Raw genomic sequence first — 15,916 nt, 5'->3', positions numbered from 1 at the left:
CGGCATGCGCGCCGCCGCGTTGTGCGGCAACGCGCTGGTTGCGGGATTTTCCGGTTCGGCGGCGAGCAAAAAAAGCGGCGCGGGTTCCGGTGCATCCGGAATCCGCGCCGCGGCTTTCGAATATGGTGCTGAAGAAGGGATTCGAACCCCCGACCCGCGCATTACGAATGCGCTGCTCTACCAGCTGAGCTACTTCAGCGTGTTGCGCCTTTGTTGCACGCGACTCTTATAGAATATCAGGCTTCGGTCGCCGTGTCAACAGGTTGCGGACGGTTTTTTTCGGAAAACGTATATCGCCGGAACCGCGGGGACAAGATGTCGGTAAGAAACCATCGGATAAGGAGTGGTCCGGCTTGCGGCGCAGGGGTGAGGACGGGAACGCGCTCGCCGGCCTTGCGTTCGGCGCGCTGCTGTCCGCGCCGTTCTGGCTGGCGGTGTGGTGGCTGATCCGGCATTGGCCGGGCTGAACGGCGGACGGAACGGGGCTCCGGCGGCGTCGACGGGGTCCGGAACGGCCATGCGCGGCATATCATGACGTATCCCGCATCATACCGGACGGCCACGCCGTCCCGAGGGAGGTACGCACATGCCGATCATTCCGGATTTTCCGCGCGGGCTGCTCGAGGAGCACCGCACCTGGCACCGCGCGCGCATGGCCGTCGATCCCGCGAATCCGCCGCCGGGATACGGCGCCGATTTCCTCGAGTTCCACCGCAGCTTCATCCGGCGGGCGCTGGACTGGTACCGCCGGCGCGGACTCGACGAGCGGCTCGTCGCACCCTGGATCGTGCCGCCGGAGCCGATCCGGCAGTCCCCCTGCTATGACCGGGCCGCGGAGGCGCGCATTCTCCGGATGCCCCGGTCGTTCGCGACGGCCGACGAGCTCGGACGGTTCATCGAGGCGTCCGGGCTGCACAACTGCATCCATCAGCAGGCGGCGCTGCTTTACGGGGAGCCCGAGCTGAACGATTTTGACGTCGCGCCGATGAGCACGGTGTTCTACCAGATCCACGGCATGATCGACAACTGGTACCGCGCATGGGAAGAAGCAGCGGGCGGTCCGGCGCTGACGATCGCTGCGGGCGGTCGGGTGCGGACCGGCGCCGCGGGAAGAGGGCGGCGCGGCCGGGTGCGGTGCGCCCGGGAGCGGTGTGCCCGGCCTGCGAAACGCCGGCAACGGCCGGCCGGCCACGCGCGCGGACGCGGCCGGTACACGCGCCGTCGGCGGCCTTCCGGCGGGAGCGCGGGCGGTCAGGCACGGTCCGGCGGAGACAGGTTCAGGAGCCGGCGGAACACGTCGAGGTAGTACGATCCGTCGCGCGGAACGAAGCGGTCCGCCGTCACGCGTTCCGCGGCCGGCCGAAGCGGTGCGTCTCGCCGGAGGCCAGATGGCCCGCGACGGTGATGTCGTAATGGTCCGGGAAGGTGTCCTTCCCGGCTGCGCGCCTCTGAAAGCGGATCACCAGGCCGCCGTCTCCGCGCGGCGCCGCGAGCCAGCAGTGGAACGAGCGGTGCCGGTAACCCCGCGCATGCACTTCGCTGCGCGGCGCGGCGCCGACCGGCCGCATGTTCCCGTCGTAAACGTCAAACCATTCTTCCCCGGTCAACGGTTGCGTCCTCCGTACAAATCGGTTCCGTTTTTTACACGGTTTGCCTTACCATGATATAGGAACTGCTTTATAATTGAAAGTGGACGGCGGACACGCGCCGCCGCGAGACGGAACCCAGGGAGGAGATGCGGCATGAAGTACCGGAGACTGGGGCGGTCCGGCCTCAAGGTGAGCGAGATCAGCTTGGGCAGCTGGCTGACCTACGGCGGCTACGTCGAACGGGAGAACGCGGTGAAGTCGATCCGGAAAGCCTACGAGCTCGGCATCAACTTCTTCGACACCGCGAACGTGTACGAGCGGGGCGCGGCGGAGGAGCTGATGGGAGCGGTGTTGCGCGAGTTCCCGCGCGAGTCGTACGTGCTCGCGACGAAGGTGTTCTGGCCGATGGGCGACGGGCCGAACGACCGCGGGCTGTCGCGGAAGCACATCATGGAGCAGGCGCACGCGAGCCTGAAGCGGCTCGGGCATGACTACGTCGACATTTATTATTGCCATCGTCACGATCCCGAAACGCCGCTCGACGAGACGCTGCGGGCGATGGACGATCTCGTGCGGCAGGGCAAGGTGCTCTACATCGGCGTCAGCGAGTGGACGGCGGCGCAGATGGCGGAAGCGCTGGCGATCGCCGACCGGTATCTGCTCGACCGGATCGTCGTCAATCAGCCGGTGTACAACATGTTCAACCGCTACATCGAGAAGGAAGTCATTCCGCTCGGGGAGCGCTGCGGCATCGGACAGGTCGTGTTCTCGCCGCTGGCGCAGGGGCTGCTGACGGGCAAGTACAAATCGGTGGACGACATCCCGCCGGACAGCCGCGCGGCGAAGCTGGAATGGGTGAGGAAGGGAATCACGGCCGACAAGATCGAGAAGGTCCGCCAGCTGTCGGAGTTGGCGGCGGAACTCGGCATCACGGTCGCCCAGCTCGCGCTGGCGTGGACCCTGCGGCAGCCGAACGTCGCGAGCGCGCTCGTCGGTGCAAGCCGGCCGGAGCAGGTCGAGGAGAACGCGAAGGCGTCCGGCATCGAGCTGTCGGCCGACGTGCTGGAGCGGATCGAGGAGATTTTGAAGGAAGACTGAGGAAGAAGGAAAAGGCCGGTGCGCACGCGGCCGGGTCCGCGGGGCGCATCGGCCTTCTGTTGTGCCGGCGCGGAAATGGGCGGTCGAACGATAAGGCAACAATGCAGGTTGTTCCGACGTCATTTCCGCGCCCGACGGCATGGCATGCAAATTTGCATTCTATATGGACGGATTGTCGCAGAAGCGGCCGAAAATCATGCAGTTTTGCGGTACATGGCGTTTGTCGGGGCGGCCGGAGCAATGAGCCGGAGCATGAGGTGATGCATGCTGGCAGTACAGCGCATGCGAATGGTTCACGCCGGCCGCGCCATTTCCGCCTCTTTCCGCCCTTCCTCGATGATTTCCTTCGCCCGCTCGATCTCCCGCTGCGTCGGCTCCGGCACGTCCGCGAGCGGGTAGGGAAGACCGAGCTGCTGCCACTTGTACACGCCCATCCGGTGGTAGGGCAGCAGCTCGAACTTTTCGACGCCGCGCAGCGAGCCGATGAACCGGCCGAGCGCCAGCAGATCCTCGCGGCTGTCGGTGATGCCGGGAACGAGCACGTGGCGGATCCACATCTTCCGGCCGGTGTCGGACAGGTGCCGGGCGAACCGGAGGATGCGGTCGTTCGGCTGCGACGTGAGATCGACGTGCCGCGCGGCGTCCATCAGCTTGAGGTCGAGCAGCACGAGGTCGGCCGCGTCCAGCAGGCCGCCGGCTTCCGCGTGCACCGGCTCGCAGAAGCCCGAGGTGTCGATCGCGGTGTGCAGATGGAACCGCCTCTTCGCCTCGCGCAGCAGCGCGGCGACGAACGGCGCCTGCTGTACCGGCTCGCCGCCCGATACCGTGAGGCCGCCGCCGGAATGCCAGTAATAGTCCAGATAAGGCTCGAGCTCGGCCAGCACCTGTTCGACGGTCATGATCCGGCCGGCCGAGGCGCTCCAGGTGTCGGGGTTGTGGCAATACCGGCAGCGCAGGGCGCAGCCCTGAAGGAAGAGGACGAACCGGATGCCCGGTCCGTCCATCGTACCGAACGTCTCGATCGAATGGATCCGTCCCCTGACGGACGCGTCGGAACGGTATCGCCGCGGAGTGTCGCATGGCAGCGTGCCCGGATGCATGGCGTTCGTCGTGTCCTGCAGGTCGTCCGATGGCTGCGTGTCCGGATGCATGATGCGCGAATGCGTTGCGGTGTCCGTTCGCGTCGTGTCCGTTCGCGGTGCCGTGTCCGGCGTTGGGGTGTCCGATGGCGGTGTGCCCGGGTGCGATGCGTTCGTCTGCCGTGTGTCCGGGTGCCGCATGCCGATCCCTCCGTTCGCGCAAATCCTGTTCCGCTTCGCAATGCCCGCATCACATCCGCTCGTGGAACGTCCGGCTGATCACCTCGAGCTGCTGTTCCCGCGTCAGCTTGATGAAGTTGACGGCGTAGCCCGAAACGCGGATGGTGAGCTGCGGATACTTCTCGGGATGCTCCATCGCGTCGAGCAGCGTCGACCGGTCGAACACGTTCACGTTCAGGTGATGGCCGCCCTGCGTCATGTAACCGTCAAGCATGGCGACCAGGTTCGCGACCCGGCTCCCGGGATCGCGGCCGAGCGCCTTCCCGACGATCGAGAACGTGTTCGAAATGCCGTCCAGCGCATCGCAGTAGGGCAGCTTCGCCACGCTCGCGAGCGACGCCAGCGCGCCCTTCCGGTCGCGGCCGTGCATCGGGTTCGCGCCCGGCGCGAACGGTTGGCCCGCCTTGCGGCCGTCGGGGGTCGAGCCGGTCTTCTTGCCGTAGACGACGTTCGACGTGATCGTCAGCACCGACTGCGTCGGGATCGCGTCGCGGTAGGCCTTGTGTTTGCGCAGCTTCTCCATGAAGGTCCGGACGATATCGGCCGCGATCTCGTCGACCCGCGGGTCGTTGTTGCCGTACTGCGGATAATCGCCTTCGATGCGGAAGTCGACCGCGATGCCGCGCTCGTCGCGGATCGGGTGCACCTTCGCGTGCTTGATCGCGCTCAGGCTGTCGGCGACGACCGACAGGCCGGCGATGCCGCAGGCCATCGTGCGGATGATGTCGCGGTCGTGAAGCGCGAACTGGAGCCGCTCGTAGCAGTATTTGTCATGCATGTAGTGGATGACGTTCAGCGTGTTGATGTAGAGCTCGGCGAGCCATTCGAGCACGCGGTCGAAACGCTCGCGCACTTCATCGTAGTCCAGCGGGTCCGTAAGGATCGGCTCTTCCTTCGGCCCGACCTGGATGCCCAGCTTCTCGTCGACGCCGCCGTTGATCGCGTAGAGCAGCGCCTTTGCGAGGTTCGCCCGGGCGCCGAAGAACTGCATCTGCTTGCCGATCCGCATCGCCGAGACGCAGCAGGCGATGCCGTAGTCGTCGCCGTAAATCGGGCGCATCAGATCGTCGTTTTCGTACTGCACCGAGCTCGTCTCGATCGACACCTTCGCGCAGTATTTTTTGAACGCTTCGGGCAAATCCTTCGACCAGAGCACGGTCAGGTTCGGCTCGGGCGCCGGGCCGAGGTTGTACAGCGTGTGCAGGATGCGGAAGCTGTTCTTCGTCACGAGCGTGCGGCCGTCCTCGGCCATGCCGCCGACCGACTCGGTCACCCAGGTCGGGTCGCCGCTGAACAGCTCGTTGTACTCCGGCGTGCGGAGGAACTTGACGATCCGGAGCTTCATGACGAAGTGGTCCATCAGCTCCTGCGCCTCGGTCTCCGTCAGCGTCCCTTCGGCGAGGTCGCGCTCGAAGTAGATGTCGAGGAACGTCGAGACGCGGCCCAGGCTCATCGCGGCGCCGTTCTGTTCCTTGATCGCGGCGAGATACGCGAAGTAGAGCCATTGCACCGCTTCGCGGGCGTTCGCCGCGGGCCGCGAGATGTCGAACCCGTACATCCGCGCCATCTTCTTCAGTTCTTCCAGCGCGCGGATCTGCTCGGTGTGCTCCTCGCGGGCGCGGATGACGTCGTCCGTCATCGGCCCCTTCTCCATCGTCGCCAGGTCCGCCTTCTTCGCTTCGATCAGGCGGTCGACGCCGTACAGCGGCACGCGCCGGTAGTCGCCGATGATGCGGCCGCGCCCGTAGGCGTCCGGCAGGCCGGTGATGATGCCCGCCTTGCGCGCGAGGCGCATTTCGGGGGTATAGGCGTCGAACACGCCCTGGTTGTGCGTCTTGCGGTACTCCGTGAAGATGCGCACGATCTCCTCCGGCAGCTCGTAGCCGTAGGCCCTGCAGGCCTCCTGCACCATGCGGATGCCGCCGAACGGCAAGATCGCGCGGCGGAACGGCGCGTCCGTCTGCACGCCGACGACCTTCTCGAGCTCGCGGTCGAGGTAGCCCGGCCCGTGCGAGGTGATCGTGGACGGGGTGTTCACATCGACGTCCCAGACGCCTCCGCGCTCCCGCTCCTCCCGCGAGAGCCGCATGATGATCTCCCACAGCCGGGTCGTCGCTTCGGTCGGCCCCGCGAGGAACGACTCGTCTCCCTCGTAGGGCGTCACGTTGCGCAGGATGAAGTCGCGGACGTCGATCGTCTCCATCCACCGGCCAGGCCTGAATCCGCGCCAGCAGTCCGGCACGCCTTCGATGCGGGATTGTTCGATCGCAATGGCCATGGCGCATGTCCCTCCCATGTCGCTTTGCGCGAACCGTCCCGGACGGCCGCGCTTCCTTGACAGTTACCATGTTACCATCCGTTGGACGCACAGTAAGTGAAAAAAATCACAAACCTGCGTGCAAGCTATGACATGCGCGACACGGCGGTGGAACGCACCGAAAAGCCGAACCGCGAAGATCCGAATGCCGGAACGCGAAAATCCGACAGCCTCGACGCGGGCGTCAGATGCTGCAGATTTCCTTCGGACAGGCCGGGCATTCGGGGCAGCCGGCCATCTCCCGCAGTTTCTCGAGCTTCAGCACGCGCAGCCTGCCGCCGGGCGCCGTGTCGATGATGCCTTCGCTCTTCAGCGCGTTCAGCATCCGGTTGATGCTTTCACGCGTCGTGCCGACGAGCTCGGCCAGCTCCGTGTTCGTCAGCTTCAGCCGGATCAGGATGCCGTCCGGCTGCAGGACGCCGAAGCTGTTCGTCAGGCGGATCAGCGTCGACGCGAGGGCTCCCGGTTTGCCCAGCATGATGAGGTCGCACAGCTTCGACTCGATCCGGCGGCGCAGAAGGCTCATCCACATCGCGAACCGGTACGCAAGCTCGCCGTCCTTGCTGAGCAGAACCTCGAGCTCGGGCAGCGGAATGACGCCGGCTTCCACTTCGTCCAACGCCTGGCCGCTGTTGCGGTGATTCGGATCCCAGTGATCGAAATCGACGAGGAAATCTCCCGGCTTCAGGATCGTCAGCAGCAGGTCGCGTCCGTCGTCCGTCGTGCGGCGCAGCTTGACGTGGCCCTTGCGGATGTAATAGACGGCTTCGGCCGGATCGCCTTCCCAGAACAGGTAGGCGCCCGCTTCATATCGCCTGAAGTGCATGATCGATTCCAGCGCCTTGATCTGACGCTCCGTGAACGGACTGTCGGGCTGCGGACGCCGGCAGTCGAAGCGGCAGACGGGGGTCTCCACGGATTCCTCCCGGCCCGTCAACGTTCTCACCGTCATGGCGGCTCGCCTCCTTCCGTCTCTCCCCTGCCTTTAGCATACACGTTCCGCGGCGGGGATTTAATCGGGGAATTGACGGAGATTTCGCGGGGAAGAATCCGGATTTGGATGATGATGAAAATCACAGATCCGGGCCGCAAAATCGCGTATTCTGGCTGTATCGGCAGCGTATGCGGTACAACCACGCCGGACGGCATCGGGGAATTCCCCGATGCGGACTCCGATCGGGGATGCCCGTCCGCCGAACGCGCGGGAACGGACCTTCCATGCGGCAGGAAAGGTGGGAGAACGATGGAGAGGGCCAAGGAAGCGATTTTGCGCGAAGTGAAGAAGCTGCGCCGCGAGACCGAGAGCGACTTCGCCGGTCTCGGACTGCTGGACCCGGCCAGCCGGCGCGTGACATGGCGGATCGTGGTCGGCAGCGTCAGCAGCCGGACGCCGAACATGACGCAGCGCCCGAGCGTCGGGCTGCTCGGCATGGCGATCCGTTCCGGAACGCCGGTCTGCTTCGATCCGAGCCGCCCGGGCGCAGAGCGGGCGCGGACCGAGGATCCGATTCTGCTCGCGGAAGGCCTGGCCGCCGCCGTTTTCCTCCCCGTCCGGACGGGTTCGGACACCGCCGGTGTCCTGCTGCTCGGCCGGCGGCTGACGAAGGATTACACGGACGCGGAGATCGCCCGCGCGGTGCGCGGCACCAGGGCGCTCGGCGCCCAGGAGGAATGGTGGCGGGAACTGTCGGCGGAGGCGGCGGGCTGGCCGAAGCGATAGACGATCGCGGTCGTTGCCGTTCGTTCGTCCCCTTTGTTACAATGTCGGATAACAGGCGGCGTTGGGACGGAGGAATCGGAGATGATCAAGCTGCTCCTGTGCGACGATCACGCGGTGGTTCGCTCGGGATTGCGCATGCTGCTCGACGGCAGGCACGGCATCGAGGTGGTCGGCGAGGCTTCGGAGGGCGCCGAGGCGATCCGTCTGGCGCTGGAGACGAAGCCCGATGTCGTCCTGATGGACATCAGCATGCCGCACGGCATGGACGGACTGGCCGCGACCCGGGAGCTCAAGCATCGGCTGCCGGAGACGAACATCCTCATTCTGACGATGCATGACGACGAAGAATATCTGTTCCGGGCGATCCAGAACGGCGCTTCGGGTTACATCCTGAAGAACGCGCCGCACGAGGAGCTCGTGTCCGCCATCCGGTCCGTGGCGGCGGGAGACGCCTATCTGTATCCGACGGCCACGAAGCGGCTGATGAGCGAGTATCTGAACCGCCTGAAATCCGGCGACGAGCCGAGGGACGCCTACGACACGCTGTCGGAGCGGGAAAAGGAGATCCTCGGCTGGATCGCGAAGGGGTACTCGAACAAGGAAATCGCCGACCGTCTCGTGATCAGCGTCAAGACGGTCGAGACGCACAAGGCGAACCTGATGGAAAAGCTGGGCTTAAGGTCGCGGCCCGAACTGATCAAATTCGCGCTGAAGAAAGGATTGTTGAACTTTGAGTGACGTGAGCGGCGCGAAGCCGGGCAAGCAGGAAGCCGAGCTCGCCGCGCGCCTGCTGCGCGAGATCGATGCGCACATCGCGGACGCGGAGGTGCGCCGGCAGCTCAAGACCGCGCTCAAGCAGCTCGCGGACGTGAAGTTCGCGCTGGACGAGTCCGCGATCGTCGCGATCACGGATGCGCGGGGCATCATCCAGTATGTGAACGACAAGTTCGTCGAAATCTCGAAATACAGCCGCGAGGAGCTGATCGGCCAGGATCACCGGATCGTCAATTCCGGCTATCACAGCAAGGAATTCATGCGGGATCTGTGGCGGACGATCCAGCGCGGGGAGGTGTGGCGCGGCGAAATCCGCAACCGCGCGAAGGACGGCACCTACTACTGGGTCAACACGACGATCGTGCCGTTCCTCGACGAGAACGGGAAACCGTACCAGTACCTGTCCATCCGCAACGAAGTGACGAAGCTGAAGCAGGTGGAGCAGGAACTGAAGGAAATGATGACCCGCGTCATCGAAGTGCAGGAGGAGGAGCGGAAGCGGATCTCGCGCGAACTGCACGACGGGGTCGGGCAGAGCCTGTTCTCGTTGCTCATCCGTCTCGACCGGCTGATCGACGAACATCCGGAGCTGGAGGAGCTTCGCGGCCTGCGCCGGGATGTGGCGGACATCATGGAGGACATCCGCAGCATGGCCCGGGATCTTCGGCCGTCGGTGCTGGACGATCTCGGCGTCGGTCCGGCCGTCCGCACCTACATCGAGAATTACTCGGATCATTACGGCATCGAGGTGCGCCTCACGATGGATCTGCACAGCCGGCTCGATCACGCCGCGGAGACGACGATCTACCGCGTCGTGCAGGAAGCGCTTACGAATATCGCGAAACACGCCGACGTGGCGGAATGCGAGGTGACGATCCGGGAGACGGACGACCGGGTCGAGACCGTCATTCGGGACGAAGGCGTGGGCTTCGATCCGGCCGCGAGCCGGAACGGCGTCGGCCTGTTCTCGATGGAGGAGCGGGCGCGGGCGGTCGGCGGGTCGCTGACGATCCGGTCGGCGCCGGACCGGGGGACCGAGGTCCGGCTCGTCGTGCCGAAGGACCAGGCGGCCGTGCGGTGACGGCGGAAGGCGCGGCGGTTCCGGGGGGCGATACGGCCGGGGCCGGCGCGGAACTTTGACGGAACCGGGCGCGGTTCCGCCCCTTACGTCCATTGGAACGCAAACGGCCTTCCCGGCCCGCCTCTCGGGCGGGCGGGAGGGCCGTTTGCCGCTTCTTCCGGCGGTTCAGACGGTGCGGACGCCGGCGGCCGGGACGCCGGTCTGACCGGCGAAGGCGCGCAGCATCCACGCGTGCTTGTCCAGGCTCTTCCGGATGCCGGTCAGGAGATCGGCCGTCGCGCTGTCGCCTTCGCTTTCCGCGGCGCGGATGCCTTCGTCCAGCTCGGCGGCGATCCTGCGGAAATCGTCCGCGATCGCGAGCACCATCGCGTCCGCGTCCTCCTCGCCGGAGGCTTCCTTCACCGTGGCGAGCTTCAGGAAGTCGGCCATGCGCGAGACGGGCCGGCCGCCCAGGGCCAGCTGCCGCTCGGCCAGCTCGTCGACATATCCCGCCGCTTCGTCGTACAATTCCTCGAACTTGGCGTGCAGCGTATAGAACGACGGGCCTTTCACATACCAATGATAATGGTGAAGCTTGACGTAGAGCACGCTGAAATTGGCGATCTGACGGTTCAACACTTCATGCAGGGACGCCATGTCGCATTTCCTCCTCGCTTGTCGTATGGGATGGATCGCATCCCGCCGCGGACGGCTTCGCTCCGGTTAGGTTGCGCCGATCCGGCGGGTTTATGCCGAACTTTTAATTAAACTTATTTTAATTTTATAATTATTATAATTTAGCTCGGACGCCTTGTCAAACCGTTCCTTCACACGGATCGGAAAGGCCAGCAATTGCAAGCTTTCGGAAGCATTCGCGGGCACGGACGAGGTGCCGTCCCGTTATTGACCGTGGAGGAGCAAATTCGTTACAATAGGGAAACACAAATGGTTGGGAGCAACGGTTTTGTCCGTATTTTGTCCCATCCTGGAGAGGATGTCACGGTTTTTCACGAAAATTTCAAGAAGGAGGAGGAGATCGGGATGTATGTCATGAAGGACTCGGAATACATGTTCGTCTTCACGGGTCCGGACGGGTCGGGACGGAAGACCGTGGCCGACGCGGTCGGGCAGACGCTCGGCATCACGAAGGTGCCCGGCTACGCGACCCGCAAGCCGCGCCCGGGCGAAGTGGACGGCGTCGATTATCATTTCATCTCGCGGGCGCTGTACGACCAGATGGAAGAAGACGGCGAGTTTCTCGAAAGCATCGAGCTCCGCGGGAACAAGTACGGCATCCGCGACCGGGATGTCGCCCGGGCGTTCGAAAAAAGCGGATCGGTCTACCTGATCCTGAACCGGGAAGGCGCGGACATTCTGAAGGAAAAGTACGGCGATCACTGCATCCGGCTGTTCATTTATGCGGACCGCCGCACGGTGGAGGAACGGCAGCGCGCGCTCGGGTTGCCCGAAGATGTGATCCAGGCGCATCTGAGCCGTTACGATTACGACATGGAATATATGTCGCAGTGCGAGCACGCGTTCGAGAACTACGATCTTGCGCACACGGTGTTCGATATCACGAATACGCTCGAGAAATACCTGAACCGGGGACTCGTGGACAAAGACTGACGCCCCTGTCCGATACGGGACCGCCGACCGCCTGCCGGGCGGATGCGGCGGTCTTGCCGCAATCGCGGGGCGGGAGGGAACGCCGGACGCGACGGAGCGGCCCGGCCGCCGGAAAGGCCGGAATGCCCGTCCCGGCACGCCGCCCCGGAACGGCCGCCTTCAGCCGGCGATGATCTTGATCATGAACGTGCGGGTCCTCGGGCCGTCGAATTCGCAGAAATAGATGCCTTGCCACCGGCCCAGCAGGAGCTGCCCGCCGGAAATGATCACGGTCTGCGAGGCGCCGGCGGTGATCGCCTTCAGGTGCGCGGCGGTGTTGCCCTCCACGTGCCGGTATCCCGGATGCTGCCAGGGATACACTTCGCCCAGCCGGAGCAGCACATCGTGCCGGACGTCGGGGTCGGCGTTCTCCTGGATCGTGATGCCGGCCGTCGTGTGGGGCGAATAGACGACGGCGATGCCGTCCCGGACGCCGGAGCGCTGGACCGCTGCTCGCACCTGGCGGGTGATGTCGATCATTTCCTCGCGTCGCGATGTGTGGAGCGTTTCGGTCGTCAGCATCGTCCTCTACTCCTTCTTCCTCTTCGTCAGCCCCATTGTGCAGGGAAGGCGGGCGTTTTGTCAATTTGCGGCAGGCGTCGGTCGACAGTCGCGGTTTCGATTTTCCGGTTGGAAATGAAAGGGGATTCACCGTTGAACAGAACCCGTATCCGCAAGGCCGTGCTTCCGGCGGGAGGCCTCGGCACGCGATTCCTGCCGGCGACGAAGGCGCAACCGAAGGAGATGCTGCCGCTGATCGACAAGCCGGCGATCCAGTACATCGTCGAAGAAGCGGTGAAGTCCGGCATCGAAAGCATCATGATCGTCACGGGACGGAACAAGCGGGCGATCGAGGATCATTTCGACAAATCCGTCGAGCTGGAGATGGCGCTGGCAGCGAAGGGCGACGGGGAAATGCTCGATATCGTCCGCGGCATATCGAACATGGCGGACATCTACTACATACGCCAGAAGGAGCCGCTCGGGCTCGGGCACGCCGTCTACAGCGCGCGGCATTTCATCGGGGACGAGCCGTTCGCGGTGCTGCTCGGCGACGACATCCTCATCTCGGATCCGCCGTGCCTCCGGGCGATGATCGACGTGTACGAGCAGACGGGCTCGTCCGTCGTCGCCGTCATGCAGGTGCCCTGGGAGGAAACCGAGAAATACGGCATCGCCGATTTCGACGCGGAGTCCGGCGACCGCCGGATCCGCGGCCTCGTCGAGAAGCCGCCGCGCGGCGAGGCGCCCTCCAACTGGGCGGTCGTCGGGAGATACATCTTCACGCCGGACATTTTCCGGTATCTCGAGAAGGCCGCGCCCGGCCGCGGAGGCGAGATCCAGCTCACGGACAGCATGCAGCAGATGAACGCCGAGCAGCCGATGGTCGCCTATCCGTTCCACGGCAGGCGGTACGACATCGGCGACAAGTTCGGCTTCGTGCAGGCGACCGTCGATCTGGCGCTCGAACGGCCGGATCTGGCGGACCGGGTGAGGGCGTTCCTGCGGCAACGGCTGCTCGGGGACGAATAGCGGGGCGATGCGGGACGGTCCGTCCCGCGTTCCGGGCGGGCAGCGTCAATCGGCGGATCCGGCCGCGCGGGTTCGAAGCGGACGACCGGCGCGGCGCGGACATCCGCCGGCGGGCGCGGCCGTCCCGGCATGCGCCCGGACCGCCGCGCCTCCGGCATCAGGTGAAGAACCGGCTCAGTTCCAGCGAGATGAAGCTTCCCGGCGTCACCGGCGCGTTCAGGAAGCCGGGCTGCAGCTCGCGGCCGTTCAGCCGGACGGTTGTCCGGATGTTGCTGCCGGGGCCCGTGTAGACGCCGCCGACCGACACGATCTGGCCGCTGAGCCCGAACTGCACGACCTCCGTCGCGGCGAGCGCCTGGCGCACCGTGAGCCCGAACCGGTGCGGGATGCTGTAGGACCGCGTCAGCCAGGGGAACTGTCGACCGCCGTTGATGAACACGGTCACGGGCCGCTGGCCCGGGAACGGCGGAAACGGCCCGGGTCCGGGAGACGGCGGGAACGGTCCGGGTCCGGGAAACGGCGGGAACGGGCCCGGACCGGGGAACGGCGGGAACGGACCCGGACCGGGGAAGGGCGGGAACGGTCCGGGACCGAAGCCGGGGCCGAATTGCTGGCCGGGCGCCTGACCCGGACCCTGCTGCATGGGAGTCTGGGGAGCCGGGAACGCGCGCGACGCATCGCAGCCGCATCCGGCGTCGACGGTCGGATAGGCTTGCTGAACTTCCATCGCTCGATTGCTCCTTCGCGCAAGATTTGGTTTCGGGATATCGTATGCGGCTTGCGCCTACCGGGTGTATGCCCGGCTCTTGCGCGTCGACGCGGATGGGGTACAATGGAAGAAACGACGGATGACAGGCGGCGACCGGAAGGCCGCCCTTGTCGCTGAAAGGGGGAGCGCACGTGAGCGGCATGCTGGATCTGCTCCTTCGGGAGCGCATCGTGGCGATCGTCCGGGGGCTCGGGGGCGAAGCGGCGGACCGGGCCGCCGAAGCGCTGGTCGCGGGCGGCATCCGGCTGATCGAGGTGACGATGAACACGCCGGACGCGACGAGGACGATCGCCGCCTGGCGGGAGAAGTTCGACGGCCGGGCGGCGGTCGGCGCGGGCACCGTGCTCGACCTGAAGATGGCGAGGGAAGCGGCGGCGGCCGGCGCCCTGTATCTGATCTCGCCGAATCTCGACGAAGAGGTGATCGCCTTCGGCGCGGAGCGGGGCATCTCCGTCTGGCCGGGAGCCATGACGCCGACCGAGATCGTGCGCGCCTGGAAGGCGGGCGCCGAGGCGGTCAAGGTGTTCCCGATGGCGTCGCTCGGCGTGAACTATCTGGCGGAGATCCGCGCGCCGCTGAACCATATCCCGATGATCGCGACGGGGGGCGTCGATCTCGCGACGATCCGGTCGTATTTCGAGGCGGGGGCGGCCGCGGTCGGCATCGGAAGCCGTCTGCTGAATCGGGAATGGATCGAGGCGGGCGAATACGGCAAGCTGGAGGAGAACGCCCGCCGTTATGTCGAAATCGTCCGGTCGCTGGCCTGAGCCGGAAGGAGGGAACGGCATCATGTGGGGCTGGGCAGTCGGCGCGGCCGCCGTCATCGCGGCGGCGGGCGGCGGGGCGTATGCGGTGAGCGCGAAGATGCAGCAGCCGAAGCGGCGCCCGATCGAGGCGGTGCCGCAGGCGCCGTACGAGACGGTGCGGTTCGAGAGCGAGGGCGTTCCGATGGCGGGCTGGCTCATCCGCCCTCCGTCGGCGGGGGCGGATGCGGCGGCGCCGCGGCCGACCGTCGTCGTCGCGCACGGCTGGGGCTCGAACCGGTCGCGCGTGCTGCGCTATGCGCATCCGCTCGTCAACGCCGGGTACAACGTGTTCGTGTATGACGCGCGATGCCACGGCGAAAGCGGCTCGATCAAGGCGCCGACCGGACTCATGTTCAAGGCGGACATCCGGGCGGCCGTCGAGACGGCGGCGAAGCTGCCCGGCGTCGACGCGTCGCGCATCGCGGTGCTCGGCCATTCGATGGGCGGACTCGGCGCGCTGCTCGCCTGCGCCGACGGGCTCGGGGTGCGCGCCGTCGTCACGGACAATGCGCCGCTCACGCTCGAGACGATCATCCGCTCGGAGCTCCGGCGGCGGAAGCTGCCGGCGTTTCCGCTCGACCGGATCATGCCGCGCGTCTGGCTGTTCAGGGCGGGCATTCCGTATTCGGCGGTGGCGGGCATCGACATGCCCGCCTGGGTGATGGCCAACGCCAAAGCGGTCCGCGAGGGACGGGGAACGCCGGTGCTCATGATCCACGCAACCGGCGATCCGATCGTTCCGGCGGACGAGCTGCGCCGCGTGGCGGCCCGCGCGCCGGTCGAGCACCGGTTCGTCGAGGTCGACGGGCACAGCAGCTCCGAGCGCGATCCCGCGTTCTGGGAGACCGTGCTGCCGTTTCTCGAGCGGCACCTGGGCGGAGGCGGATCGCCCCGGACGACGGATGACGGCGTAATCGGCGCGTGACGGTCCGGGATCGGCGTGCGAAGGTCTTGAGTGGTGCAGGCGATGCGGGAGCGATGCGTATCGGTCATGCGCGGATGATCGCGAGTGCGGAGCGTGACGGTTCGGACGCGGCGGACGTTTTGTTCGGATGTGTGCCGTGCCGCCATCCCGGACGGCGGGCCGACAGGCAGGGGCGGGCCGCGGCGGGGGTGGCGCGCTGCAGGAACACGCCCTGCCGGAAGCGAAATAAAAAAAGAAAAAAAGTCCGCGGCAGGTCCAACCGTGCCGCGGAATCAAGGAAAGGGTCTATGAAAATGGGGGGTTTCGGTTATCATCATAACCGCCCAACATGAATGAAA

The 15,916-nt window shown here is 65.8% G+C and carries 16 protein-coding genes and 1 tRNA gene; 9 read left to right on the top strand and 8 right to left on the bottom strand.

What is annotated here, in order from left to right; translation table 11 throughout:
• Positions 1–123: 123 nt before the first annotated feature.
• Positions 124–199, bottom strand: a tRNA-Thr gene (locus tag A9Z00_RS13805).
• 387 nt (positions 200–586) lie between these two features.
• Here A9Z00_RS13805 and A9Z00_RS13800 point away from each other — a divergent pair.
• The gene (locus A9Z00_RS13800; RefSeq protein ID WP_296978598.1) at positions 587–1,306 is read left to right on the top strand and encodes a hypothetical protein; all 720 of its coding nucleotides are present in this window, start codon (positions 587–589) and stop codon (positions 1,304–1,306) included.
• Between the two features lie 34 nt (positions 1,307–1,340).
• On the opposite strand, the gene A9Z00_RS13795 is transcribed toward A9Z00_RS13800, so the two are convergent.
• Positions 1,341–1,607, bottom strand: a complete 267-nt coding sequence (locus A9Z00_RS13795) for an NUDIX hydrolase (RefSeq protein WP_296978595.1) — start codon at positions 1,605–1,607, stop codon at positions 1,341–1,343.
• A 135-nt stretch (positions 1,608–1,742) separates the two neighbouring features.
• Here A9Z00_RS13795 and A9Z00_RS13790 point away from each other — a divergent pair, with 135 nt between their 5' ends.
• Positions 1,743–2,687 (top strand): aldo/keto reductase family protein, encoded by a 945-nt coding sequence (locus A9Z00_RS13790; RefSeq protein ID WP_296978592.1) that lies wholly within the window; start codon positions 1,743–1,745, stop codon positions 2,685–2,687.
• 293 nt (positions 2,688–2,980) lie between these two features.
• Here A9Z00_RS13790 and pflA read toward each other — a convergent pair whose 3' ends face one another.
• From pflA to A9Z00_RS13775, 3 genes are all read right to left on the bottom strand, one after another.
• The gene (gene pflA / locus A9Z00_RS13785; RefSeq protein WP_296978869.1) at positions 2,981–3,787 is read right to left on the bottom strand and encodes a pyruvate formate-lyase-activating protein; all 807 of its coding nucleotides are present in this window, start codon (positions 3,785–3,787) and stop codon (positions 2,981–2,983) included.
• A 229-nt stretch (positions 3,788–4,016) separates the two neighbouring features.
• On the bottom strand, positions 4,017–6,284 hold the full coding sequence (pflB, locus tag A9Z00_RS13780; RefSeq protein ID WP_296978591.1) for a formate C-acetyltransferase: 2,268 nt from the start codon (positions 6,282–6,284) through the stop codon (positions 4,017–4,019).
• A gap of 223 nt (positions 6,285–6,507) precedes the next feature.
• Positions 6,508–7,275, bottom strand: a complete 768-nt coding sequence (locus A9Z00_RS13775; protein WP_296978589.1) for a Crp/Fnr family transcriptional regulator — start codon at positions 7,273–7,275, stop codon at positions 6,508–6,510.
• 291 nt (positions 7,276–7,566) lie between these two features.
• On the opposite strand from A9Z00_RS13775, the gene A9Z00_RS13770 reads away from it, so the two are divergent.
• From A9Z00_RS13770 to A9Z00_RS13760, 3 genes are all read left to right on the top strand, one after another.
• Positions 7,567–8,043: a GAF domain-containing protein gene (locus A9Z00_RS13770; protein ID WP_296978586.1), complete on the top strand. Its 477-nt coding sequence runs from the start codon at positions 7,567–7,569 to the stop codon at positions 8,041–8,043.
• 81 nt (positions 8,044–8,124) lie between these two features.
• Entirely contained in the window at positions 8,125–8,781 is a 657-nt protein-coding gene (locus A9Z00_RS13765; protein ID WP_296978583.1) for a response regulator, read from the top strand.
• Positions 8,774–9,898 carry a PAS domain-containing sensor histidine kinase gene (locus A9Z00_RS13760; RefSeq protein WP_296978581.1) on the top strand — a complete coding sequence of 375 codons (1,125 nt, stop codon included), beginning with the start codon at positions 8,774–8,776 and terminating at the stop codon, positions 9,896–9,898. Before A9Z00_RS13765 ends, A9Z00_RS13760 begins: the two co-directional genes overlap by 8 nt.
• A 165-nt stretch (positions 9,899–10,063) precedes the next feature.
• On the opposite strand, the gene A9Z00_RS13755 is transcribed toward A9Z00_RS13760, so the two are convergent.
• Entirely contained in the window at positions 10,064–10,534 is a 471-nt protein-coding gene (locus A9Z00_RS13755; protein ID WP_296978579.1) for a Dps family protein, read from the bottom strand.
• A 384-nt stretch (positions 10,535–10,918) separates the two neighbouring features.
• Here A9Z00_RS13755 and A9Z00_RS13750 point away from each other — a divergent pair, with 384 nt between their 5' ends.
• Positions 10,919–11,506, top strand: a complete 588-nt coding sequence (locus A9Z00_RS13750) for a guanylate kinase (protein WP_296978577.1) — start codon at positions 10,919–10,921, stop codon at positions 11,504–11,506.
• Positions 11,507–11,665: 159 nt separating this feature from the next.
• Here the strand turns inward: A9Z00_RS13750 and A9Z00_RS13745 are convergent, their stop codons facing one another.
• Complete coding sequence (locus A9Z00_RS13745; protein WP_296978576.1) at positions 11,666–12,067, bottom strand: secondary thiamine-phosphate synthase enzyme YjbQ; 402 nt, start codon at positions 12,065–12,067, stop codon at positions 11,666–11,668.
• A gap of 132 nt (positions 12,068–12,199) precedes the next feature.
• On the opposite strand from A9Z00_RS13745, the gene galU reads away from it, so the two are divergent.
• Entirely contained in the window at positions 12,200–13,078 is an 879-nt protein-coding gene (gene galU / locus A9Z00_RS13740; RefSeq protein WP_296978575.1) for a UTP--glucose-1-phosphate uridylyltransferase GalU, read from the top strand.
• Between the two features lie 157 nt (positions 13,079–13,235).
• On the opposite strand, the gene A9Z00_RS13735 is transcribed toward galU, so the two are convergent.
• Positions 13,236–13,523: a hypothetical protein gene (locus A9Z00_RS13735; protein WP_296978574.1), complete on the bottom strand. Its 288-nt coding sequence runs from the start codon at positions 13,521–13,523 to the stop codon at positions 13,236–13,238.
• A gap of 455 nt (positions 13,524–13,978) precedes the next feature.
• Between A9Z00_RS13735 and A9Z00_RS13730 the strand changes: the two genes are divergently transcribed.
• Together A9Z00_RS13730 and A9Z00_RS13725 are read left to right on the top strand one after the other, a co-directional pair.
• Complete coding sequence (locus A9Z00_RS13730; RefSeq protein ID WP_296978573.1) at positions 13,979–14,614, top strand: bifunctional 4-hydroxy-2-oxoglutarate aldolase/2-dehydro-3-deoxy-phosphogluconate aldolase; 636 nt, start codon at positions 13,979–13,981, stop codon at positions 14,612–14,614.
• Positions 14,615–14,636: 22 nt separating this feature from the next.
• Positions 14,637–15,578 carry an alpha/beta hydrolase gene (locus tag A9Z00_RS13725; RefSeq protein WP_296978572.1) on the top strand — a complete coding sequence of 314 codons (942 nt, stop codon included), beginning with the start codon at positions 14,637–14,639 and terminating at the stop codon, positions 15,576–15,578.
• The last annotated feature ends 338 nt before the right edge of the window (positions 15,579–15,916 follow it).

The sequence above is a fragment of the Thermobacillus sp. ZCTH02-B1 genome (assembly GCF_002159085.1).
GTDB lineage: Bacteria > Bacillota > Bacilli > Paenibacillales > Paenibacillaceae > Thermobacillus.
Note: the sequence above shows the minus strand (reverse complement) of the source record. Positions and strands in the feature narration are given on the sequence as shown.